This is a genomic window from Streptomyces sp. NPDC045287, from assembly GCF_056432325.1.
Map to the genome: position 1 here is coordinate 212,874 of NZ_JBWKJG010000014.1, position 22,581 is coordinate 235,454.

Consider the following 22,581-nt stretch of genomic DNA (forward strand, 5'->3'; position numbering starts at 1 on the left):
GGCACCTTCCGGTCGGCGCGGGTGGGGGAGGGGAGCGGGCGGCCCGCCCCGCGTCGGACGCTAGGCCGTCTCGGCCACCAGGACGGGCGCGCCACGCGGCAGCGCGCCGTCGGCCGGTGGCCAGTCCATGGCGGACCACGGGTGCCTGAGCTCGTCCCGCGCCCTCACCTCGTGGGGCCGCATGGCGCCGAGGCCCTTGGCCTGCGAGTGGTGGGCGTAGGCGCTGTCGACGTAGCGGTGCCCGGTGTCGGCGGCGAGGAAGACGTACGTCCGGTCGGTGTCGCGCTCGCGCTCCCAGAGCGTGGCCAGGTACGCGGCGCCCGCGGACAGGCCGGCGAAGATCCCGCTGACCCGCAGGAGTTCGACGGCGCCCGACATGGCGTAGTCGAAGTTGACCCAGTGAACGCGGTCGTACAGGTCGTGCCGGACGTTCTGGAACGGGATGGAGCTGCCGATACCGGCGATGATCATGTCGGGGTCGGAGACGTGCTCGGCGCCGAAGGTGACGCTCCCGAACGGCTGCACCCCGACGAGCGTCACGTCCCGGTCCGCCTCGCGCAGGTAGGTGGCGATGGCACCGGTGGACGCGCCGGTGCCCACGCCTCCGACGAGCGACAGGGGGCCCTCGGGGACCTCCTTGCGGATCAGGTCGGCGACGTCGCGGTAGCCGAGGTAGTGGATCGCGTCGTGGTACTGGCGCATCCAGTGGTAGTGCGGGTTCTCCCGCAGCAGTTGGCCGATCCGCTCGACACGGAGGTTCTGGTCCAGGCGCAGGTTCTTGGAGGGCCGGACCTGCTCCAGGGTGGCGCCGAGGATCTCCAACTGCACGCGGAGCGTGCGGTCCACCGTGGTGGAGCCCACGATGTGGCAGTTCAGGCCGTACCGGTGACAGGCCAGGGCGAGCGCGTGGGCGTAGATGCCGCTGGAGCTGTCGACGAGGGTGTCACCGGGCTCGACCTGCCCGGTCTCCAGCAGATGGCGTACCGCGCCGAGCGCCGAGTACAGCTTCATGGTCTCGAAGCGCAGACAGATCGCCCCCGGCGGGACGGCCACCACGTCCGGCTCCTTGACGGCCTCGGCTATGTGCTCGTGCATGTCCTCGTCCTCCCGTCAGACGGCGTCGTGCCGGATGAGCTTGAACAGGTACGCCTGGCAGTTGTCGCCCTCCCACGTCTGGCGGTGCAGCACGACGGGGCGGAACCCGGCGTCGATGCCGTGGCCGACGATCCGCTTGAGTTCGGCGGTGTTGGACACGATCAGGTGGATCTCACCGTCCGGCGCGAGCAGGTCGCGGGTGACGATCTGGTCGAAGAAGCGCAGGACGATCTCGGCGCCCACGCAGACGTTCCGCACCACCGTCGGGTCGTCGCTCGTCCTCGTGCTCACCGCGGGCGGGTTGAAGGTGATGACGTCCAGCCGGGCGGAGTCCGGGAACTCCTCGAAGAGGTTCGACACCAGGGGCCGGAAGAGGGTGCCCGGCCGGTCCCCGACGATGCGCGCGTAGTGCTCGGCCGCCGTGGCCACGCTGTCCGGGTGGATGTCGACCGCGTAGACCTCCCGCGCCCCCAGGGTGCCGGCGATCACGGCCTCGACGCCGAGGCCGACGCCCATCGCCGCGTACGAGCGGCCCTTGACGGGGATCGTGCCGTCCAGCAGGCGGTCGTGGACGATGCGGCTGGTGTCGCCCGGCTTGAAGACCCCCGGCGGCAGCGTGAACGTCCAGCCGTTGTAGTCGTAGGTCCGCTCGGTGTGGATGTCGGACTTGGAGCCGCTGTTGATGGCGAGGATCTCGTCCTCGGGCAGCGTGTCGGGCAGCGATTCCAGCAGGGCGCGGGCGTCGTCCTGGAACGTCGGGGCGTCGGCTGCGGTCCGGTCGGTCATGGGTCCTCCGTGATCGGATGGGAAGGGGGAGTTGGGGTGGTCAGGAGCCGGATGCGGTCGGTGCGGTCAGGTCCGTGACCGCTCGTTCCCCACCGGGGGCCATGGCGCTGACGGGTCGCCGGGTGAGCGTGGCCCGGGGTGCGCGCAGCACCTCGTCGGGGGTGCCGGTCACGACGACGTGCCCGTCGTCGATGGCGACGACGTGGTGGGCGTCGGCGGCGAGGGGTTCGAGGGCGAGGCCGACCGCGTCGAGGGGGACCGGGCCTCCGAGGCGTGCGGTCGGCCCGCGGAGGGTGAGGAGCGGGGCCATCGGAGTGCCTCCTGCGTACGGTGCCGGGAACGGGCCGGCGGCGCGGGTTCGGTGGGCAGGGCCGCCGTCCTGACCCTCGCCGGGGTGGTGGGCGGCGAACCGGGCTCGAGGGGTGACCCGGCGACGGACGGCGGTGTCGGCACGAAGTCCGGTGCGGCGTTCAGCGCCGGGGCGACCGACGTGACCGCCCGGCCCGGGCTGCCGCTCCCGCGCAGACCGGACACGACACCGGGCAGTACGGCGAGCGTCACCGCGCCGGGCACCAGGGCGGTGCCGGCGGTGCCGCGTACCGGGCCGCCGCTGACCGGGGAGGTGCCGAGGCCGCCGGTCAGTGGCCTCGCCGCCCCGCCGGTGAATCGTTCCGCCGCGGGCCGGTCGGGGCGGTGCCGCGCAGGGCGAGGGGCTCTCGGCGGCTACGGAGGATCGACATGTTGCTCCCAGGACTCACGTGGTGGACCCCGGACCACGGCCGCGGGGCGGCGCGGAAGGGTGCGGGGCGTGAGCAGCATTCAACAAGTGAAAACGATTGTCAATACAACCTGATGATCAGTCGAAACGTGGGATCGCGGCGGCGCGCTCACCCTCCCGTCGCCCCGCACGCCCTCGACCCGGCCGCGATGCACCGCAAACACCCCTTGGCCCTGCGGGGGGCCGCCCGTGACCGCCGCCGCGCCCCAGGGTGCGCCGGCCGGGTCGTCGATCGCCGGCCTCGTCTGCGCGCCGCTCGATCGCGTTCCGGGTCCGCCCCCGCTCGTCACCGGCGTTCGGGGCGACTCCGGTGAGCGCTCCGACAACGATCGTCCAAGGCGGTAGTGTTGATTATCATTTTCATATACGCTGACTCCGCTGTCACCCTCGGACGGGAGTTTGCATGGAACAGTGCGACGTGGCCGCCGACTTCGCAGACGGGACGGGGAGCCTCGACCACCTCTTCAACGCGTTGTGGTCACCGATCGGCGCGGCCACCGTCAAGGCCGCGCGCCTGCGCCCCGGTGCGCACGTGCTCGACGCGTGCTGCGGTTCGGGGGCGTCCGCGATCCCGGCCGCCGAACAGACCGGCCCGCTCGGCGTGGTCGACGCGGTCGACCTCGCGAGGCCCTTGCTCGACCAGGGCCGCGCCAAGGCCGCGACCCGCGGTCTCGGCAACGTGCGTTTCGCGCACGGCGACGTCCTCGACTGGCCGGCACCTCCCGGCGGTTACGACGCCGTCGTGTGCTCGCTCGGGATCTCCTCGTTCCCCGACCCGGCGGCAGGGACGGAGCGCCTGCTGAGGCTGATGCGGCCCGGCGGCCGGCTGACCGTGACCATCTGGTCCCGGGGCTCGCTCGCGCCGCTGACCGAGCTGGTCCGCCGGGCCGTCGTGCCGGAACGGCCGCACCTCGCCGACGTCCCGCGGCCGGCCGACCCGCTCGAACCCCCCGGTACACCCGAGTCGTTCCGGGACTGGCTCGCCGCCCGCTCGCTGTCGTGCGTCGACGTGCGGCGTGTCCCGCTCGCCGTGCCCGGCGACCCGGCCCTGCTGTGGTCCCTGCTCCCCGGCACCGGGTGCGGTGGCCTGCTCGACGGCCTGTCCGCCGCCGCGGTGGAACGCGTCCGCCGGCGGTTCACGGCGGACCTGCTCGCCGAGGGCCGCGAAACGATCGACTTCACCGCGCTCGTGGGCACGGGCTGCCTCCGTCGCGTCGCCCCGCCCCGCCGCCCCCGGGGCGCCCGCCCCCTGCCGACCGCCGGCCGACACCTCAGGCCGATCCCGCAGATCGGTCGACCCCCAGGAGACCCATGCCCCGCCTTCTCTTCGCCCCGCAGTCCGTGACCGAGGGGCACCCCGACAAGACCGCTGACCGGATCGGCGACACGATTCTCGACGCGTCGCTGCGGGAGGACCCCGTCTCCCGCGTCACCGTGGAGACGCCGGGCCGGGAAGAGGTCTTCGAGGTCTTCGCCGAGAACACCCAGTGCCTCCGCTGCGTCGTGCTCGGTGCCGCCGGGATGCTCCCCGAGAGCGACGAGCCCCTCGCCGCCCGCGCGCTCGACGGCACGACCCTGCCCTTCGACCTGCCCTGAGCCGGTCCGCGCCGGAAGGGGCGGACGAGCCGCCCCACCGCCACCGGACAGGGCCGCGGGCACGGCCCCGGGCGGGCGGCCAGGGTGTCGCCGTCGTCTTCGGTGCCCCGGGCGTCGTGGCGCCGAGGGCCGCCGTCCGGCCGCGTCGAGCGGCCGGGTGGATCAGGAAGGAGCAAGCGGCGCACCTGCTTCCGCGTGGCAGCGCGGTACCCGTGTCCGTCCGGAGCGACGGGCGGACACCACGCACCTGATGAGTACGTTCCGTTCGACTTGGAAGGCCGAGTTCTGTGTCACCCCCAGCGATCTCCGCGCCACCGGCGAGCAGCGGCGCCGGTACGGCAGCCGACGCGGCGCCCCCCGACCCCGCGACGGGGGTGAAGGGCCGGCTCGCCTCCCGCAAGGGCCTGGCGCTGGCCTGCGCCGTCCTGTTCGTCGTCCTCCTCACCTCGGTCGTGGTGGCCATCGGCCTGGGGGCCGCCGTGATCACCCCGGGGGAGACCGCCCGGTACGTGTGGGCGGCCGTCAGCGGCGGCCGCATCGCCGCGGACGAGGTGACCACGTACCAGATCATCTGGCAGATCCGTACGCCGCGGGTGTTGCTCGCGGCGCTCGTGGGGGCCGGGCTGAGCGCGATCGGCGTGGCCATCCAGGCCATGGTGCGCAACGCGCTCGCCGACCCCTTCGTGCTGGGCGTCTCCTCGGGCGCGTCCGTCGGGGCCGTCGGCGTCACGGTCACCGGGGGGCTGGCGGCGCTGGGCGTCTACGCGGTGTCGGCCGGTGCCTTCCTCGGGGCCCTGGTCGCGTCGCTCCTGGTGTACGCCGCCTCCTCCAGCCGGGGCGTGCTCTCCCCGCTGCGCCTCGTCCTGACGGGCGTGGCCATGTCGCTGGGCTTCCAGGCGGTGATGAGCCTGATCATCTACTTCGCGCCGGACAGCGAGGCGACCAGCATGGTCCTGTACTGGACGATGGGCAGCTTCGGCGCCGCGAGCTGGGGTGCGCTCCCGGTCGTGTCCGCGGTCGTCGTCCTCGGCCTGGTCGTGCTGTACCGGTACGGCCGGGCGCTGGACGTGCTGGCCCTCGGGGACGAGACCGCCGCGAGCCTGGGCGTCAACCCCGACCGGCACCGCAAGGCCCTGCTCGTCCTGGCCTCGCTCGTGACGGGGGTGATGGTCGCCGTCAGCGGCGCCATCGCCTTCGTCGGACTGGTCATGCCCCACCTGGTGCGGATGGTCGTCGGCGCCACCCACGCCCGCGTGCTGGCCGTGGCGCCACTGGCCGGAGCGATCTTCATGGTGTGGGTCGACCTGGTGTCCCGGACGCTGGTGGCACCGCGCGAACTGCCCCTGGGCGTCATCACCGCACTCGTCGGGGTGCCGGTGTTCATCACCCTGATGCGCCGCAAGGGCTACATGTTCGGAGGCCGCTGAAGATGGAACTCAGACTCGACGGACTCTCGGTGGTGACCGACGGTAAGAGCCTGGTGCGCGACCTGTCCCTGGAGGTGGAGAGCGGCCGGGTGGTGGGCCTGGTCGGCCCCAACGGGAGCGGCAAGTCCACCGCCCTCAGATGCGTGTACCGCGCGCTCCGACCCAGCTCCGGCACCGTCTGGGTGGGCGAAGAGGAGCTCTCCGGCCTGACGATGCGCCGCTCCGCGCAGGTCATCGCGGCCATGACCCAGGACGGCGCCGTCGACCTCGACTTCACGGTCGAGGAGGTCGTCGCACTCGGACGCACACCGCACCTGCAGGGCAACCAGGCCCTCAGCCGCCGGGAGCGGGAGCTGTGCGAACGGGCGATGGACCGGCTCGACATCCGCCACCTCGCCCGGCGCGGGGTCCTGACGCTCTCGGGCGGGGAACGCCAGCGCGTCCTGCTGGCCCGGGCCCTCGTCCAGGAGCCGAGGATCCTGGTGCTCGACGAGCCGACCAACCACCTCGACGTACGCCACCAGGTCGAACTGCTCTCGCTCCTGCGCGGCTCGGGACTCACCGTCCTCGTCGTGCTGCACGACCTCAACCTCGCCGCAGCCGCCTGCGACCGCCTCGGCGTTCTCCGCGAAGGCCGCCTGGTCGCCACCGGCGCACCCGAGGACGTACTCACCGCGGAACTCGTCGACGAGGTGTTCGGCGTCAAGGCCAGCGTCGTGTCCCACCCGCTCACGGGTGACCCCCAGTTGTTGTATTCGCTCAACCCCTCCCTGTGAAAGGCACCACCAGATCATGACCACGACTCGATCCCCCCGCTCGGTGCGGCAGCACACCGTCCTCGGCTCCGCGCTCGCGGCCACGCTGCTGCTCGGCGGCTGCGGCGCCGAGGTGGAAACGGACGCCAAGGCGTCCGAGAAGGTCACCGTCAACAGGTGCGGTGAGCCGGTCGAATACACGCTCCCCCAGCGCGCCGTGGCGTACGAGGGCGGAAGCGCCGACAAGCTGTTCAGCCTCGGCCTGGTCGACCACGTGCACGGCTACGTGATGCCGCCGGCGAACCCGCCGGTGGAGGAGTCACCGTGGGCCGACGACTACGCCAAGGTGAAGATGCTCAGCGACGACCTCCTCAACAAGGAACTCGTCGTCGAGGCCAAGTCCGATTTCGTGGTGGCCGGCTGGAACTCGGGCTTCAAGGACGAGCGGGGCATCACCCCGGAGATCCTGGACAAGCTCGGGATCCAGAGCTTCATGCACAGCGAGAGCTGCTTCAACTACCCGAAGTACCCGGAGAAGCTGTCCCCGTTCGAGGCCCTTTACACCGATCTCGATCGGCTGGGCAAGATCTTCCGGGTCGAGGACAAGGCGGAAGAGGTCGTCGACGGGCTGAAGAAGCGGGTGGAGGCCGTCAAGGCGAAGGCACCCAAGGGCGACCCGGTGCCGGTCTTCCTCTACGACTCGGGCACCGACCAGCCCTTCACCGCGGGCAACCAGGTCCCGCCCAACGACATCATCAAGACCGCCGGCGGCAGGAACGTCTTCGACGGCCTCGACCAGCGGTGGACCCAGGTGAACTGGGAGGCCGTCACCGAAGCGGAACCGGAAGTCATCATGATCCTCGACTACGGGGACCTGCCCGCCCAGAAGAAGATCGACTTCCTGAAGAACTCCCCCCACACGAAGGAACTGCCCGCCGTCAAGAAGAACAACTTCTTCATCCTCGACTACAACGAGGGCGTCAGCGGGCCGCGCAACATCGACGGCCTGGAGAAGTTCGCGAAGTACCTGCGCGAGCTCCAGGACTGACCGGGTCGCACCGCGCCGGGGCCGTGCCCGCTCCACACGGCCCCGGCGCCCCGAACCGCGTGCGCTGATCCTGAGCGCGTACTGGTCCCGCGTGCGCCGGCCCTGTGCGGCTGCCGCGTCGCGGACCGCGCCGCCCGCCGACCCGAAGGAGCGGCGCACGGCCGCTCCCCGCGCCGTCACGCCGCGTGGCCGGCCCCGGCCGAAGTCGACCGGAGGCGGGACGGCCGGTGGCCGAGGGCCGGCAAGGGCGGCGTGGCGGCACGGCCGTGCGCGTGACCGGCCGCGCCGACCGGTCGGCGCGGCACCGGACCGGAACGGCCGGTGGGCCGCCGGTCAGCCGATGATGGCGACCGGGGCGTCCCAGGCGTTGCGGTCGACGGTGATGGTGTAGCCGCGGCGGGTCTCCTTGCTGTTGGCCTGGTACTGGTGGCCGCGGCTGTGGCCGGTGTACAGCTTCGGGTCCCAGGGCCAGTCCTTGGTGGTGGTCTCCTGGCCGTTCCACAGGGCGTACCAGAGGTTGCCCGGCAGGTCCGTGCGGTCCTTGGCGGTGGCGATCGCCTTGGCGCTGGAGCTGCTGAAGCCGTAGAGGCCGGCGCGGTAGGTCTTGGCGCGCAGGGTCTTGGTGAAGGAGCGCACGTAGGCGAGGGTGGCGTCGTTGCACGCCTTGTCGGTGATGTCGTACGACTCCATGTTGAGGTAGATCGGGCTGCCGGCCTTCATGCCGAGCGCCGACGCCTTGGCGACCGCGTCGTTGGCGTTGCTCACCCCGACCGAGGCCGCGGTGGCCGCGGTGAACCTCTCCTTGTTCCTGCTCTTCTGGCAGGGCGGCTGGGCGCCGACGTACAGGGGGATGACCCGCCAGCCGAGCGTGTCGACCGACTTCACCCAGGACTTGGTCAGGTTGGGCTGGGCGCAGCCGCGGTTCTTGCCACCGACGTAGACGGCGACGCCGCCGTAGTAGGCGTTCTTCTTCCACGCCTTCATCGCGGAGAGCGAGGGCGCCGTGCAGGCGTCGAACGCCCGGCCCGTGTAGGTCTTCTGCGCCGGCCACGCCGGGGCGGCCATCGAGGTCTGCGCCGCGACCACGGCACCGGCCACGACGACGGCACCCGTCGCGGCCAAGGCGATGTAACGGTTCTTCCTGGACAACCGGTGCTTCGGCATTCCCCACCCCATACGACGTGACACAGCGGGCTCCGGTGCTCCGGAGCCCGCCCACCCTACCGACAGCGGGCGGGACCGCGACGACCGGCCGGGCCGGTCACTCGCCCCGGGCCGGGCCCGTCCGTACGGGGAGCGGGGCCACGCGAAGCCGACCGGCGCGGTGGCCACGGGGGACGGGGGACGGGTGCCCGGTACGCGCTTCGCCACCGCCCCGGCCCTGGCGCCCCCCCCCGGCCCTGGTGCCGCCCGCACCCCCCGCTCCGCGACCGGCAAGGGGCCCGCCCGTGACCACGTGTCAACAAATCCCTACAGGGGTTCGGGATCCAGTTGTATGCTCCATGCGCCGCCGAGCCGCGCGTGCGCCCCTTCGGGCGACGCCTGCCGTGCTCGCGGCCTCTCATCACTCACCCCAGGGGGGGTACGTATGGCATTTCACCGTACGGGCCGCGCGCACGCGCGTGCCCGCAGACTCGCTTCGTGCACCGCTCTCGCCCTCGCCTCCGGCCTGCTGCTGTCGGGCACGGCCGGCACGGCGGTCGCGGACGACGGCAGCGGCGCCCCGGCCGGCCGCGCGCCGGTCGAGCGGGCCACGCCCGGCATCGAGCTGCCGCAGGGGCAGTTCCCAAAGGAGCGCACCCGCATGTCGACGGGGGCGACCAAGGGCGCCGCGGCGCCGTCCCGCCACGACTTCACCGGTGACGGCTCCAGCGACCTGCTGTACCGCGGGCTCGACGGCAGGTACTACCTGAAGCGCTCCGAGGACCCGGCCAACGACATCGAGTTCTCCCTGTACGGGAGCGGGGGCGAGAAGTTCAAGGACGTCATCCCGGTCGGCGACGTCACCGGCGACAACACGGCCGACGTGCTGACGCTCTCCCCCTACGGCGTCCTGTCGCTGCGCGGGACGTACCAGGGCGGCAGCGGCACGACCGGCCCGCAGTGGACCGGCACCGGCTGGAACATCTACAACAAGGTCCTCTCGCTCGGCGACGTCACCGGCGACCGCAAGGTCGACGTGCTGGCCCGCACGTTCGGCGGTGAGCTGTACCTGTTCCGCGGCACGGGCGTGCCCCACGCCCCGTTCAAGCCCCGCGTCAAGGTCGGCACGGGCTGGCACGCCTACGACCAACTGGTCGGCGTGAACGACGCCGACGGCGACGGCCGCGGCGACCTGTACGCCCGCACCCCGGGCGGCGACCTGGTCTTCTACGCGGGCACCGGCAAGGCCGCCGCCCCGTTCAAGACGCGCGTCAAGGTCGGCACCGGCTGGCACGCCTACAACCAGCTCAGCAGCTCCGACGACATCACCGGCGACGGCCGCCCGGAGCTGTTCGCCCGCACCACGGGCGGCGCGCTGTACTACTACGGCACGAACGCCACCACCGGCCGCCCCACCGCGCGCACCACGTTCGCCACCTCCGGCTGGAACGTCGCGGACCTGATCGTCGGCGCCGGCGGCATCCCGCAGACCGGCAAGGCCGAGATCCTGGGCCTCGACCGGGAAGGCACGCTGTTCCTGTACTACTCGCGCAACAACGGCACGCTCACCGCCCGTGACCAGATCAGCAGCACCGGTGGCTGGACGGGCGCCCGCGTGCACTTCCCCAGCTCCCTGGACGGCAACGGCCACGCCGACCTGCTGGAGGTCTACCGGGGCCACCTGTACAACTTCGAGCGGGCCGAAGGCGGCGTGCACTCGCTGGGCCGCGGCTGGGACGCGTTCAACACCCTGACCGGCCCCGGCGACCTGACCGGCGACGGCAAGGGCGACCTGCTGGCCCGCACCACCGGCGGCACCCTCTACCTCTACCGCGGCGACGGCAAGGGCTACGCCTTCTCCGGCCGCGTCGGCGTCGGCACCGGGTGGGGCGCCTACAACGCCCTGGCCGGCGCGGGCGACATCACCGGCGACGGCCGCGCCGACCTGCTGGCCCGCACCCCGGGCGGCACGCTGTACCTGTACGCCGGCACCGGCAGCGCCAACGCCCCGTTCAAGGCCCGGGTCAAGGTCGGCACCGGCTGGAACGCCTACACCAAGCTGGTCGCCCCCGGCGACATCACCGGCGACGGCCGCGCCGACCTCCTGGCCGTCACCTCCGGCGGCATCCTGTACCGCTACGTCGCCGCCCACACCGGCACGGCCAACCCCTTCACCACCCGCACGAGCCTCGGCAAGGGCTGGAACACCTACACCCAGCTCCACTGACCCACCCCGCGCGACCGGAGCCCCGACCAGCACCGGCCGGGGCTCCGGCGTTCCCCCACCGACCGACCGACCGGCCGACCGGCCCGGCACCACGACGCCGAGCCGCGCCCCCCCGCGGTCACCACCGCGACGAGGCGGCGACCACCACCGGCCCGGCCGAGTGGGAGACGGTTCCCCCTCTCGCCCGCTGACCGCCACCCACCGCCTGCCGCCTGTCGACCGCCTTCCAGAAGAGCCGTGGGTGGTGCGGCTTCGCAGGCCCGACCGCGACGGACCGCCCGGTGCGGGGTCAGGCGCCGGACGGCCCGCGAGCGACGTGCTCCCGTCCGCCCTTGGTGGTGTTCACCTGGTCACCGACGACGCTCAGCCGCCTTTGCAGGTGGTCGAGGCGTGCGGCGACCGCCGGACGAGGCAGATCGGGTACGACAGGACGGGAACCGACGGGGCTCCCGTGCCGGCGGTCGGGACTTCGAGTACCTCCTTCACCAGCGCACGGGAGCACCGCGCGCTGCGGCTCTCCCGCCGGCCGGCGACACCACCCCGATCGGCGCCCCGATGGAAGGCCCGCTCGTGGACGGCTGGGCCCCCTGACGCACGCATCGACCGGACGGCAGGGGAAAGCGGTTGTCCGTTGCCGTCCACGCGAGGCGAACGGACAGTGGGCGCAGTCCGACCGGGTACTCGGGTCGACTCCACGGACGCGCGGCGAACACCGTCACCGGCCGGTGCGACGCCGTCGGGCGAGGAGGCTCCGGCGGGGGATGCGGCACATCAGTCTTCGTCCGCACTGGACAGGGCCTCGGTGACCATGCGGGTGGCGAAGTCGGGGTCGTCGGTGAGGCGGTTGATGTGCTCCGCGAGCAGGAAGGTGGTGGCTTCCAGGGGGGTCAGCTCGTCCTCGGTCCAGTCTCCGTACTGCTTGCGCCACAGGTTGGGACTCAGACCGGTGCCCGCGGCGACGAGCAGGCCGGCCATGGTGGGGATGGCCTCGGGGCGGACGCTCTTGGGCATCATGCGCATCGTGGCCACGAGGTTGGGCACCACGCACGCGATGACGTCCTCGTCGTGGTCCTCGTAGGCCGCCCGCAGCCACTGCATGAACATGTAGATGAGCGTGCACGTGCCGTCCAACACGTCATCGACTCCCCCGGGGCCCAGGGACGCGATGTACTGGCCGATCATCGCCTGCTGGTCGGGGTCGGTCTTGGTCCTGCCGCCGTGGATCTGCTTGAGCCGAGAGTCGATCATCATGATCGCTGCCCCGACATCACCGGCGGGAGCGTGCTGGGGGTCACAGGGCGATGACACGGTTTTCCTCCTCGTGGGGCCATGGCGTGTCCGCACGGTAGACCGTCGACGAGGCGGGCGTCCGGCGGATCCCGGCTCTCCCGGGACGACCTGGGGCGGGGACGTCCGGGTTCGCCGTCAAACGCCTCGATGGGGTGACAGAGCGACTGGCTTCACCGTCCAAGGACAACAGTTCGCCGGGGCGGAGAGGAGGCCCGTACCGTCGACATGGGCTGCACTGGCACTCGCCGCGTGAAATCTGGTGCCCACTCCCGGGGGGCGGCCTCAGGCAGACGGTCGGCCCGCGCTCCGAGTCAGGTGGTTTCCGGCTCCAATCTCACGACGGCGGCCTGGTGACGGGCCTGTTCGGCGGCCCAGACCACTTGGTGGGAGCGGAGGGTTTCGTACGGGCCCGAGGTCACCGGGGAGTGATCGCCAGTGGCGACGGCCGTCAGGAAGGCGCGGAGCAGTTCGTTGTCGGCGCCGCCGTGGCCGTCCGCCGCGGAGGCACCGCCGTCCGGGTCGAGGTCGAAGACATCGGTGGTGTCGGTGAGGAAGTCGTGCAGGACGATGCGGCGCCCGTCCCCGTCGAGGGAGCCGCGGGTGCCGAAGATCCGTGTCTTGCGGAAGTCCAGTGGGGTGAAGGCGGTCATGGTGAAGGAGGCGGTGGCCCCTCCGGCGTACTGGAGGCTGACGACCTGGTGGTCCACCACGTCGTTGCGCCCGGAGTAGACGCACGTGCCGTACGGGCCGTCCGTCAGGGCCTTGCGCAGCCCGGTCTCGGAAACGTCCTCGGTGAGGACGCCGAGCGGCCAGCGCTCGTGCACCGGATCGCCGAGGAAGCGTTCGTAGATGCGGACCGCGGAGTACGCGCAGTCGCGTTCGACCGGGCAGCTCACGCACCGGTCACCGGCGCCCGCGGGCTTGTTCTCGGGGCGGAAGTGGTACAGCCCGCCGAAGGAGGAGACCTGCTCGACGGGGAGGCCCACCAGGTGGCCGAGCCAGTCGATGTCGTGGCAGGACTTCGCCAGCAGCATCGAGGAGGACTCCGCCTCCACGGCCCACTGACCGCGGACGTAGGAGTGCGCCTGGTGCCACCAGCCGACCGGTTCGAGGTGCTCGACGCTGACGACGTCGCCGATCCGGCCGCCGTCGATCAGTTCCTTCAGTTTGCGGGAGTAGGGCGTGTAGCGCAGGACGTGGCAGACGGCGAGGAGGACGTCGTTGCGGACGGTGGCGTCGACGATCCGGCGCGCCTCGTCCTCGGTGGGTGCCATCGGCTTTTCGAGCAGGAGCGCGTAGCCGCGGTCGGCGAGCGCGACGGCGGGGTCCGCGTGGAGCCGGTCGGGAGTGGCCACGACGGCGGCGTCGGCCAGGCGGGGCCGAGCGGCGAGCTCCGCCCAGTCGTGGAAGACGCGGTCGGCGGGCAGGCCGAACTCCTCGGCCAGCGCGTGCCGGCGCAGGGGGTCCGGGTCGGCGACGGCCGTAATGGTCGCGAGGCCCTCGGAAGCTGCGATGCGGGCGTAGGAGGCCCCTCGGGCCCCGGCACCCACGATCGCCAGAGTGACGGTCACGGAGAAGGTTCCCCCTTATTTGACGGCACCCTGGAGGATGCCTTTGATGAAGTGACGCTGGAAGAAGAGGTAGAGCAGGACGATCGGGGCGATCACGATGAGCGTTCCGGCGGACAGCAGCGGGATGTTCTTGCCGAACTGCTGGACGAACTTGCCGAGTCCGGAAGGGGCAGTCCGCATCATCGGGTCCTGGATGAGCACCAGGGCGAGCAGGAACTGGTTCCACGCCCACATGAAGTAGAGAAGGCCGAGCGTGGTGAGGGCGGGGCCGGCGGTGGGCAGCAACACCTTCGTCAGCGTGCGCCAGCTCCCGGCGCCGTCCACGGAGGCGGCCTCGCTGATCTCGTGCGGCAGCGACTCGAAGTGGGTCCGCATCCAGAAGACGCCGAAGGGCATGAACAGGCCGATCAGCGGCAGGATCACGGCCCAGTAGGTGTTCAGCAGGCCGACGCTCTGCAGGTCGTAGTAGAGCGGGATGACGATGGCCTCGTAGGGCAGCGCCATGCCCAGCATCAGCAGCGCGAACAGCGGCCCCTTCACGGCCAGGCGCATGGTGGCCAGGCCGTAGCCGGCGAGGGTGGCGAGCACCAGGGCGATCGGCACCACGCCGAGGGCGATGACCGCGCTCGACTTCAGCAGCGAGCCGAAGCCCGCAGTGGTCCAGGCGGTGGCGAAGTTCCCCCACTGCGGGTCGTCGGGCCACTCCAGACCGGGCGAGAGGTTGGTCTGCGGCTGGAGGGCCGCGGTGAACAGGGCGAGGAAGGGGAAGAGGACGGAGGCGGCGGCCAGGAGCAGGACGAGACGGGGCAGGTACTTGGTCATGTCATCGCTCCCGGGTGAGCCGGTTCAGTGCGTACATGGCCGCGCAGGTGAGGACGGACAGTACGGTGGCGAGCGCGCAGGCGGTGCCGACGCGGCCGGCGGTGAAGACGAGTTGGTAGACCTGGACGCCGGGGACCATGGTCGAGTAGCCGGGGCCGCCGCCGGTCATCACGTACACCACGTCGAACCCGGCCAGCGCGGCGATGACGGTGACGGTGCAGGCGACGCCGATCTCGTTGCGCAGCCCGGGCACGGTGATGTGCCGGAACCTGCGCAGCGGGCCCGCTCCGTCGAGTTCGGCGGCCTCGTACAGCGAGGGGTCGATCTTGCCGATGCCGGAGAGCAGCAGCAGGAAGCACAGGCCGGTGGAGACCCAGGTGCCGATCAGACCCACGGAGGGCAGGGCCCAGGTGAAGTCGCCGAGCCAGGCACGGGCCAGTGCGCCGAGGCCGACGGCGTGCAGCAGCTCGTTGAGGGGGCCGTCCTCGCTGTAGATCCACTTCCAGACGACGCCGACGGCGACCAGGGGGAGGACCTGGGGCAGGAAGACGACGGTACGGATCACCGGCATGGCCCGCCACGGCGTGGCGGCGACCAGGGCGGCCAGCACCAGGCCCAGGGCGACCGGGACCACCGTGTAGAAGAGGACGAAGACGAACGCGTGGAGCAGGGCGCTGCGCAGCGCGGGCTCCGCGAACACGTCGGCGTAGTTGCCCAGGCCCGCCCAGGTGGCGACACCGATGCCGTTCCACTCCCAGAACGAGATCCAGACGCTGTGCAGCCACGGGAGGATGACGAAGGCGGCGTAGAAGAGCAGGGCGGGCGCGACGTAGAGGAGGGGGACGAGCCGGTGGCGGCGGACCGCCCGCGCCGTGGTGGCGGGCGGCGTGCCCGGCGGCCGGACGGTTCCGGCCGCCCGGTCACCGCGTGCGAGCACATCAGCCATGGGTCGCGGCCCACTCGTCCTGGACGGCCTTGACGAAGCCGTCGGTGTCGGTCCTGCCCGCGATGAGTTCCTGGGTGGCCGCGGTGAGCTTGTCGTTCATGGTGGCGGTGGCGTTGTTGTTGAAGCCGACCAGTCCGTTGTCGTGGTTGACCTTCGTCCAGGCGGCGACGACGTCGGCCATCACGGTGCCGGCCTCCGGCTTGGCGATGGTGATGTCGGCGGGCATGAAGCCGGCCTTGAGCTGCTCGGCGGACGCCTCGGGGGAGTGGAGGAAGTCGAGGAACGCCGCGGCGGCGTCCGGGTGCTCGCTCCTGGTGGAGACGGCGTAGGCGACGGAGGTGCCGATGGCCGTGGCCTTGGTACCGGGGAAGCTGAAGAACCCGGCGTCCTTGCCGAGCTTGTCGCCGATCTTCGCGGCGTCCCAGTTGCCGTCGACGAAGAACACGCCCTCGCCCTTGGTGAACTTGTCCACCGCGCCCTGGAGGTCGGTGCCGTTGGCGCTCTTGGGCAGGTAGCCCTTCTTCGCCCACTGGGCGAGCCTGTCGACGCCGGTGCGGTTGCCCGGGGTGTCGAACGTGCTGCCCTCGTGGCCGAAGGTCCACTTGGCCGCGGCTCCGGCGCCGTCCGTCGACTGGCCGATCAGCTGCACCGTGAAGGAGGCGTGGCCCTGGGAGTTGCCGAGCTGGAGCGGTACCTCACCGGCCTTCTTGGCCTTGGCGAGGGCGTTCTCGAACTCCGCCAGGGTCGCCGGGGGCTTGGTGATGCCCAGTTCGGCGGCCTTGGCCTTGTTGTAGTAGACGCCGACCAGGGAGAACCCGGCGGGCGCCGCGTACAGGCCGCCCTCGCCGAGCGTGGTGCCGTCGGCGGCGACCCTCCACTGGTCGAGCTGGCTGCTCGGGTAGCTCTTCTCCCAGCCGTACGCCTTCGCGTACGGCGACAGGTCGCGCACCAGCTTGTCCTTGACGGTGGTGCCGACCGAGTTGAGCAGCGCGATGTCGGGGGCCTGGTCGGAGGCGAGCGCGAGGTTCAGGCTCTTGTTGTAGTCGTCGTAGTTGGTGTCCTGGTACTCGATCCGCACCTGGGGGTGCTTGGCCTCGAACGCCTTGATGATGGCCTTGACGGCCGCGCCCGATTCGGGGGTCGACACCAGGGACAGGGTGGCCTTCCCGTCCGGCACGCCCGTCTTCACCGGACCGGAGGGCTCCGCCGCGGTGTCGCTGCCCGCGCCGGGGGCGCAGGCCGTCGCGGTGAGCGCGACGAGGGCAGCCCCGGCCAGGACGTTTCTGATCTTCATGAGGGAGAGTTCTTCCTAGAAAAGGCGGCGGCGCCATGTGGCAGGATGACGAGTCGGGAGAGTAGCCACATCCCAACAGTTACGAAAGAAAATTTCTTTCGGAGTGGCGTACATCACGGGCCCAGCAAGAGGGAGCGATGAACGACGTCAGGGTTCTGCCGGGGGGCGACCAGAGCGCGCTGCGGCATCTGAACACCAGCAAGATCCTGCGGATCCTCTACGACGGAGGGCCGTTGACCGTCAACGCGCTCGCCCGGGTCACCGGCCTGTCCCGGCCGACCGTGCGGGGCATCGTCACCTCGCTGCTGGACGCGGAGCTGCTCGCGCTGGACGGTCAGGCCCCGGCGCGGACCGGAGGACGCCCGGCCCAGCGCTACGCGTTCGACCGGAGCGCGGGAGTGCTGGCCGGAGTCCGGTTCGACACGGAGGGCGTCTGGGTCCGGGTGACCGACCTGGGCGGCGAGCCGGTCGCCGCCGGCCACCGCCCCCTGCCCGCCGAAGCCGGCGCCGCCGAGCGCCTCGATGCCGCGGCGGCCGTGGTGAGCGAGCGGATCGAGGGGCGGAAGGTCCCGTTGTGGGCGCTGGCGGCGGGCACGCCGGGGATCATCGACGCGACCGGCGTGGTGCGGGTGAGCGCGGCCATCCCGGGCTGGGCCGGGGTTCGGCTGGGCGAGGAGCTGGGTGCGCGGCTGGGATGCCCGGTGGTGACCGTGAAGGACACCAACCTGGCGGCCCTGGCCGAGCACCGCATCGGTGCCGCGCGCGGCACGTCCGACCTGCTGTACGTGCAGATGGACCGGCGGCTCGGCGTGGGCATCCTGGTGGGCGGCCTGCCGTTCACCGGGCAGAGCGGAGCGGCCGGCGAGATCGGCCGCCACCCGGGACTGGGCTGGGAGGACGCGCCGGCCCGGCTCGCCGCGGCCTCCGGCTCGCCGCACGACGCCCACGACGAGGCCGGGGCGCTCGTCCTCACCCGCGCGCTGCACGGTGACCCGAAGGCGCGGGCGGCGGTGGACGCGTACGCGCGGACGCTGGCCGACGGCATCGGCGCGATGGTGCTGGCCGTCGATCCCCGGCTGATCGTCCTGGGGGGTGGTCTGGCCGCGCAGGGCACCGCCGTCCTCGAACCGATCGAGCGCCGACTGGCGGAGATCTGTTACGAGGTGCCCCCGGTGGCGCTGACCGCCCTGAGCGAGGACCCGGTGACCGTCGGTGCCGTCGAGGCGGCCCGGGACCTGGTGCGGGAGCGCATGCCCACCATGACGGAACAGATGATGAGCGGCTGACGCGGGCGATGAACGGTTGACACGGCCGTCGCGGGCAGGCACATTGCGGGCTCTATCGAAGGAAAGTTGCCTTCGAAACTCCATGACGAAGGAGACATGGTGAGACAGCGTCCTCTCCGCGCCGCCCTCGCCGGTGTGCTGACCGCCGGGCTGTGCCTGCTCGGTTCGGCGACCGGTGCGCAGACCGCGCAGGCGGCCGACTTCCCGGCCAACCCCACGACCAAGGAGGGCTACACCCTCGACTTCCAGGAGGAGTTCGACGGCACCACGCTCGACACGAGCAAGTGGCTGCCGTACTACCTCCCCCACTGGACGTCCAACCGGGAGAACGCCAAGGCCCGCTACACCGTCTCGAACGGCGTGCTGACCGAACGCCTCGACCCGGACACCCCCGCCTGGAACCCCAAGTACGACGGCACGGTCAAGATCTCGAGCATCCAGACGTACAACAAGGACTGGTGGCACCGGTTCAACTCGGCCATGCCGAACGACCACCACGAGCCGGACTTCAACGGCTACACCACCCAGTACGGCTACTTCGAGACCAGGGCCCGCATGTCGAACGTCGGCGGCGGTGGCCACCAGGCCCTCTGGCTGGTCGGCACCCGGGACACCAGCAGTGCCTCGGCCAACTCCGAGATCGACTTCATCGAGACGTTCTTCAGCAAGCCCGACACCTGGCGCATCGCCGCCTACGGCTGGGGCGATCCGGAGTTCCTGGGGTCCTGGTCGCTGTCGGAGGACCCGGTCCCGAGCGGTCAGCCGACGAAGGAGTACCACGTCTACGGCATGGAGTGGACCCCGACCGAGCTCAAGTTCTACTACGACAACCAGCTCTACAAGACCATCAACGACGCGCCGAACATGCCGATGGGCATGATCCTGGGCCTCTACACCGACGCCGGCTCCGGCCAGCACAACGACGTCTGGCCGAAGACGTGGAGCGTCGACTACCTGCGCGTGTGGAAGAAGAACGGCGGCTACCCCACGTCCTACGAACGCTTCAAGAACCGCCAGACCGGCCAGTACATGCACATCCAGGGCAAGACCGGGAACCTGCAGTACGGCAACGTCCCGGCCACCGACCCCACCTCCCAGTGGGTCCGCGAACCGTTCGACGGCCGGTACCGCTACAAGAACCGCGCGACCGGCGAATACATGCACACGGAAGGCGCGACCGGCAACGTCCAGTACGGCGCCGTCCCCGCCACCTACTGGACCAGCCAGTGGACCGAGGAGACCGTCGACGGCCGCATCCGGTTCCGGAACCGCCAGACGGGCCAGTACATGCACACCGAGAACGCCACCGGGCTCGTCCAGTACGGTGCCGTGCCCACCACGTACTGGAGCAGCCAGTGGACCCGCGAACCGGCGTCCTGAGCATTCCGTGACCCCTTTGGCGCGCCCCTGACCTTCCACCTTCAGGCAGGGGCGCGCCCCCGGCCCTCAGCCCCAGGAGCCCTTCTCTCCCATGCGCCCGCCCACCACCGCCCTCGCCGTCCTGCCGGTCGCCCTGGTCCTGCTGCTCACCGGCTGCGACTCCACCCCGCCGACGAAGGAGACCCCCTCCGCCCGAGCCGCGTCGTCCGCCACACCGAACGGAGGCCCGCCGACGGGAGCGGCCGCCGAGTCCCTGTGGTCCCTCATCGACGGCCGGGGAAAGACGATCAAGGTGCTGCCCGACGACGATCCGGACGTCACCGCCGTACGCAAGGCGGTCGCGCTGCACTCCGCCGTCACCGACAACCGGGACTTCCGTTCGATCACCACCAGCGTGCGGGACGAGTTCTCCTTCTACGCCCCCGCCTTCACCGAACGGCTCGGGGCTCAGGGCTACGAAACCCGGCTGACGGCCCTCTTCCGCACGAACAAGCTCGCCACCCGGCAGAAGAACACCGCCTGGTACCGGTCGACCGTGTTCCAGGACCGCACCACCGCCAAGGTCGAGATGGACACGGTCATCGAGTTCACCGCGGGCGACCCCGGTTACCTGAAGAAGGGCGGGTTCTCCATGAAAGTGCCCTACACCCAGCACCGCAGTGTCGACCTGGCCAAGGTGAAGGGACGGTGGGTCATCACCGCCGTCGAGAAATCCCCCCTGACGAAGCCGGCCGAGCGGCCTGCGGGGTCATGAGGTCCCTTCTGCCGTCCCGGCCGTCCACCACTGCTCCGGGCCGCGCGGCCCCGGTGACGAGGGAGGCCGCCTCCCACGACCGCGCCCGCCCGGACCACCGGTTCACCGGGGCGACGACGGCTCTGCCCCTGCCGACCCGCGACGGGGCCGACGGGCCGGTGTGGCGGGTCGTCGGTCACGGCGGGGCCCGGCGGTCGCCGACCGCCGGGCCGCCGCGCCGTGGCGGTGGGTGCCACGGTGCGGCGGCGCGGGGCCCGTGGGTCAGCCCAGACCGAAGAACCTGGACGCGTAGTACGGGCCGCACAGGGAGTCGTGGCCCTGGCCGGCGGTGCCGCACTTGTCGATCCCGACTCCCGGGTCGACGGGCGCCTCGTGGCCCATGGCGCTGATCACGTAGGTCTCGATCTGTCCGCTTCCGTAGACCTGCTTGGTGACGCCGAGGGCGGGGCGGGTGGTGGACGACGGGGTCTGCGACAGGCCGAGGACATCGGTCCAGCCGTCGCGCTGCTTCTCCAGCGAGTTCCGGTTGATCAGCAGGTCGGAGCCGCCGTGCCAGATCTGCACCCGGGGTCGCGCGCCGGTGTAGCCGGGGTAGGCGCCGCGGATCTTGTCGCCCCACTGGCGGGGGGTGAGGGAGTTGATCGCGCCGGGACACTGGGCCAGCAGGCCGGTGTCGAAGTAGGCGGCCTCGGTGTCGGCGCAGCCGTAGGCCATGCCGAAGAAGACGGCGCCCGCCTTGAACACGTCCGGGTAGGCCGCCAGCATCACGTTGGTCGCGGCGCCGCCGCCGGAGTAGCCGGTGGCGTAGACCCGGCTCGCGTCGGCGGCGTAGTGGGTCTTCATGTGGTCGACCATCTGCACCACGGAGCGGGCCTCGCCCTGTCCGGCGCGGGTGCGGTCGACGGGGTTCCAGGCGCTGAAGCACTTGTGGGGCACGATGCCTCCGGAACCGACGTTCTCGTCCTTCTGCTCCGGGAAGACCAGGGTGAAGCCGTAGGCGTCGGCGTACTTGCGCCAGCCGGTGTTGACATCCAGGCCCTGCGCGGCGCCGCCGCAACCGTGGAAGAGGACGACGACGGGGGCGCCGGACCGCGCTCCCTGTGGGACGTAGGCGAACATCCTCAGGTTGCCCGGGTTGCTGCCGAAGTCGGTCACCTCGTGGAAGCCGGTCTGGGCGCGTGCGGGCGCAGCGGCGCTGAGCCCCGCGGCCAACAGGGCGATGACCGCCGCGAGGACGGCGCCCATCCTGGGCACCGCCGTGCGGGCGGCGCCGGTGCCGGGTGCGGGAGAGCGGGGCGGAGTGCCCGCCATGGTGTGTGAGGCCATGCCCCGCAGGATGGGCGACCGCCCTGGGCGCGGCATCGGCAAGACGACCGGTTCCGTGTCCCGGGGCGCCGCAACGCCCTGCGCGCAGCCGGCGGCGGCGCCGTCCCGTGCGACTGGGACACCATCGCCGTCGGGCAGCCCGAAGGGGACCTGCTCACCATGGAGGTGCACTGCCGCCGATTCGACCACGGCCGGCCGCACCACCAGGCGTTCGCGGACACCTACGACCGGGACACCACCCGCCGGCCCGACTACCGGACCCCGGCGGCCATCCGCGAACTTCGGACGATCACGACCACCGCCCGCGAAGTCCGGCACGCCCCGACAGCCTCGAAGAGGTCAAGCGCCGCGTGGAAGGACTCCGGAAGCGCTGGAAGGCGTCCCGCAAGGGCGGCTTCCACGTCCTCCGGCACACCTACGCCTCGGCCCTCCCCGCCCCCGCGCTCTCCGTGACGGACACGGCGGCGACACGTCTGCCGCCGCGCCGTGGCAGAAGCGCGGAAGAGCAGGTGAGGGACCGCGTCGCCCGCTCCCCAGTGCCGCTGATTCTCCCCGGATTCTCCCCAGGGCCCCGGAACCACCCTCCCGGCGCATTCGCTGTTGCGAAGTCAATCGGCGGATCCGTGCCGATGCCTACAGCCAGTCGCGTCGCTTGAAGACCACGTACAGGCTGACGCACACGCACGGCTGATCTGGGAGGGGCGACAGGCGTACGCGGCGATGGAGATCCTGGCCTTGCAGGATCAGATGGTGCGGGTGTTGCCCGCGTGTGCCATGGCGCTGGTCATGGCCTCCTGAATTGGCACTGGCGCAGCCGAAGGAGACCTCCGCAGAATCGGCCGAGGCGAAGGCCCCCGAAGGTGGCGCCGGGGGAGCCGAGGAGCCCGTCACTGACGACATGACCGCCGGGCACGGCGAACTGGTCGTCGAGCAGACGGACGAGAGCCTGTCGGAGGGGCCTAACGAGTTGGTGCGTGATAGCGGGTGAGGTGTCATGCCTGGCAGGTGGCATGATCCGGGTGTGGTGATCATGGTCAATCGGGCGGTGCTGGCACAT

19 protein-coding genes and 1 pseudogene are annotated in these 22,581 nt (G+C 71.5%); 10 read left to right on the forward strand and 10 right to left on the reverse strand.

Annotated elements, in window-relative coordinates:
• Positions 1 to 60: 60 nt before the first annotated feature.
• The 3 genes from AC07D6_RS23490 to AC07D6_RS23500 are packed head-to-tail and all read right to left on the reverse strand — an operon-like array spanning position 61 to position 2,191.
• Positions 61 to 1,095: a pyridoxal-phosphate dependent enzyme gene (locus AC07D6_RS23490; protein ID WP_479047260.1), complete on the reverse strand. Its 1,035-nt coding sequence runs from the start codon at positions 1,093 to 1,095 to the stop codon at positions 61 to 63.
• 15 nt (positions 1,096 to 1,110) lie between these two features.
• The gene (locus AC07D6_RS23495) at positions 1,111 to 1,881 is read right to left on the reverse strand and encodes a class I SAM-dependent methyltransferase (RefSeq protein WP_479047263.1); all 771 of its coding nucleotides are present in this window, start codon (positions 1,879 to 1,881) and stop codon (positions 1,111 to 1,113) included.
• Positions 1,882 to 1,921: 40 nt separating this feature from the next.
• Complete coding sequence (locus AC07D6_RS23500) at positions 1,922 to 2,191, reverse strand: hypothetical protein (RefSeq protein WP_479047265.1); 270 nt, start codon at positions 2,189 to 2,191, stop codon at positions 1,922 to 1,924.
• Between the two features lie 871 nt (positions 2,192 to 3,062).
• On the opposite strand from AC07D6_RS23500, the gene AC07D6_RS23505 reads away from it, so the two are divergent.
• From AC07D6_RS23505 to AC07D6_RS23525, 5 genes and pseudogenes are all read left to right on the forward strand, one after another.
• Entirely contained in the window at positions 3,063 to 4,004 is a 942-nt protein-coding gene (locus tag AC07D6_RS23505; RefSeq protein ID WP_479047269.1) for a class I SAM-dependent methyltransferase, read from the forward strand.
• Positions 3,971 to 4,102, forward strand: a pseudogene (locus AC07D6_RS23510) (S-adenosylmethionine synthetase N-terminal domain-containing protein); the annotation flags it as partial. The gene AC07D6_RS23505 and the pseudogene AC07D6_RS23510, both read left to right, overlap by 34 nt.
• Positions 4,103 to 4,629: 527 nt before the next feature.
• On the forward strand, positions 4,630 to 5,682 hold the full coding sequence (locus tag AC07D6_RS23515; RefSeq protein WP_479047325.1) for a FecCD family ABC transporter permease: 1,053 nt from the start codon (positions 4,630 to 4,632) through the stop codon (positions 5,680 to 5,682).
• Between the two features lie 2 nt (positions 5,683 to 5,684).
• On the forward strand, positions 5,685 to 6,458 hold the full coding sequence (locus tag AC07D6_RS23520) for an ABC transporter ATP-binding protein (protein WP_479047272.1): 774 nt from the start codon (positions 5,685 to 5,687) through the stop codon (positions 6,456 to 6,458).
• A gap of 16 nt (positions 6,459 to 6,474) precedes the next feature.
• Complete coding sequence (locus AC07D6_RS23525) at positions 6,475 to 7,485, forward strand: ABC transporter substrate-binding protein (protein ID WP_479047275.1); 1,011 nt, start codon at positions 6,475 to 6,477, stop codon at positions 7,483 to 7,485.
• 333 nt (positions 7,486 to 7,818) lie between these two features.
• On the opposite strand, the gene AC07D6_RS23530 is transcribed toward AC07D6_RS23525, so the two are convergent.
• Positions 7,819 to 8,649, reverse strand: a complete 831-nt coding sequence (locus AC07D6_RS23530) for a glycoside hydrolase domain-containing protein (RefSeq protein WP_315881519.1) — start codon at positions 8,647 to 8,649, stop codon at positions 7,819 to 7,821.
• 424 nt (positions 8,650 to 9,073) lie between these two features.
• Here AC07D6_RS23530 and AC07D6_RS23535 point away from each other — a divergent pair, with 424 nt between their 5' ends.
• Positions 9,074 to 10,855 (forward strand): FG-GAP-like repeat-containing protein, encoded by a 1,782-nt coding sequence (locus AC07D6_RS23535; RefSeq protein ID WP_479047279.1) that lies wholly within the window; start codon positions 9,074 to 9,076, stop codon positions 10,853 to 10,855.
• 771 nt (positions 10,856 to 11,626) lie between these two features.
• Here the strand turns inward: AC07D6_RS23535 and AC07D6_RS23540 are convergent.
• The 5 genes from AC07D6_RS23540 to AC07D6_RS23560 form a co-directional block, all read right to left on the reverse strand.
• Positions 11,627 to 12,163: a hypothetical protein gene (locus AC07D6_RS23540; RefSeq protein WP_479047282.1), complete on the reverse strand. Its 537-nt coding sequence runs from the start codon at positions 12,161 to 12,163 to the stop codon at positions 11,627 to 11,629.
• Between the two features lie 293 nt (positions 12,164 to 12,456).
• Positions 12,457 to 13,716, reverse strand: coding sequence for a Gfo/Idh/MocA family protein (locus tag AC07D6_RS23545; RefSeq protein ID WP_479047285.1), 1,260 nt, complete (start codon positions 13,714 to 13,716; stop codon positions 12,457 to 12,459).
• Between the two features lie 15 nt (positions 13,717 to 13,731).
• Entirely contained in the window at positions 13,732 to 14,538 is an 807-nt protein-coding gene (locus tag AC07D6_RS23550) for a carbohydrate ABC transporter permease (protein WP_479047287.1), read from the reverse strand.
• Position 14,539: 1 nt separating this feature from the next.
• Positions 14,540 to 15,484 (reverse strand): carbohydrate ABC transporter permease, encoded by a 945-nt coding sequence (locus AC07D6_RS23555; protein ID WP_479047290.1) that lies wholly within the window; start codon positions 15,482 to 15,484, stop codon positions 14,540 to 14,542.
• Positions 15,477 to 16,778 carry an ABC transporter substrate-binding protein gene (locus tag AC07D6_RS23560; protein ID WP_479047293.1) on the reverse strand — a complete coding sequence of 434 codons (1,302 nt, stop codon included), beginning with the start codon at positions 16,776 to 16,778 and terminating at the stop codon, positions 15,477 to 15,479. Before AC07D6_RS23560 ends, AC07D6_RS23555 begins: the two co-directional genes overlap by 8 nt.
• A 137-nt stretch (positions 16,779 to 16,915) precedes the next feature.
• Here AC07D6_RS23560 and AC07D6_RS23565 point away from each other — a divergent pair, with 137 nt between their 5' ends.
• The 3 genes from AC07D6_RS23565 (at position 16,916) to AC07D6_RS23575 (ending at position 20,198) form a co-directional block, all read left to right on the forward strand.
• The gene (locus AC07D6_RS23565; protein ID WP_479047296.1) at positions 16,916 to 18,064 is read left to right on the forward strand and encodes an ROK family transcriptional regulator; all 1,149 of its coding nucleotides are present in this window, start codon (positions 16,916 to 16,918) and stop codon (positions 18,062 to 18,064) included.
• 99 nt (positions 18,065 to 18,163) lie between these two features.
• Entirely contained in the window at positions 18,164 to 19,444 is a 1,281-nt protein-coding gene (locus tag AC07D6_RS23570) for a family 16 glycosylhydrolase (protein WP_479047300.1), read from the forward strand.
• A gap of 91 nt (positions 19,445 to 19,535) precedes the next feature.
• Positions 19,536 to 20,198, forward strand: coding sequence for a hypothetical protein (locus tag AC07D6_RS23575; protein WP_479047302.1), 663 nt, complete (start codon positions 19,536 to 19,538; stop codon positions 20,196 to 20,198).
• Between the two features lie 261 nt (positions 20,199 to 20,459).
• Here the strand turns inward: AC07D6_RS23575 and AC07D6_RS23580 are convergent, their stop codons facing one another.
• Complete coding sequence (locus AC07D6_RS23580; RefSeq protein ID WP_479047304.1) at positions 20,460 to 21,524, reverse strand: extracellular catalytic domain type 1 short-chain-length polyhydroxyalkanoate depolymerase; 1,065 nt, start codon at positions 21,522 to 21,524, stop codon at positions 20,460 to 20,462.
• Between the two features lie 799 nt (positions 21,525 to 22,323).
• On the opposite strand from AC07D6_RS23580, the gene AC07D6_RS23585 reads away from it, so the two are divergent.
• Positions 22,324 to 22,512 carry a hypothetical protein gene (locus tag AC07D6_RS23585; protein WP_479047307.1) on the forward strand — a complete coding sequence of 63 codons (189 nt, stop codon included), beginning with the start codon at positions 22,324 to 22,326 and terminating at the stop codon, positions 22,510 to 22,512.
• Positions 22,513 to 22,581: the final 69 nt, after the last annotated feature.